The sequence below is a fragment of the Schinkia azotoformans LMG 9581 genome (assembly GCF_000307855.1).
GTDB lineage: Bacteria > Bacillota > Bacilli > Bacillales > Bacillaceae_J > Schinkia > Schinkia azotoformans.
Genome location: NZ_AJLR01000020.1, coordinates 1 through 535 on the forward strand (window position 1 = coordinate 1; position 535 = coordinate 535).

A 535-nucleotide genomic window follows, 5' to 3' on the forward strand; every position below is an offset into this window, starting at 1 on the left:
TAGGGGTTCCAACGAAGCCAACCATTGATAAATCAGTCTATTTCACCGTCCATAACGTTTGAAATTTGTCCTGTTTCATAACCAGTCCGTGTGTCTTTGACTAACTGATATGGCATGAAAACATAAGAACGAATTTGACTTCCCCAAGAGATTTCTGATTGGTCTCCTCGAAGTTCATCAACTTCTGCTTGCTTTTTATCCATTTCTAATTGATAGAGTTTTGACTTCAACATAGCCATGGCCTTGTCACGGTTACCATATTGTGTTCTATCCATTGTTGATTGGACAACAATCCCTGTTGGAACGTGAGTCAAGCGAACCCCTGTGGATACTTTATTGACATTTTGTCCACCTGCTCCTCCAGAACGGAAGGTATCCATTTTCACATCAGCATCACGAACTTCAACTTCAATTGAATCATCCAGTTCTGGCATCACGTCTACTGAAGTAAATGAAGTATGACGACGATTAGCAGAATCAAATGGCGATATGCGAACTAAACGATGAACTCCTTTTTCGCCAGCTCAAAATCAAA

General features: G+C 40.6%; 1 pseudogene. It reads right to left on the reverse strand.

Features of this window, described 5'->3' with window-relative positions:
• Positions 1-32 precede the first annotated feature (32 nt).
• Positions 33-518: pseudogene (locus tag BAZO_RS01630) on the reverse strand (peptide chain release factor-like protein); the annotation flags it as partial.
• Positions 519-535 lie beyond the last annotated feature (17 nt).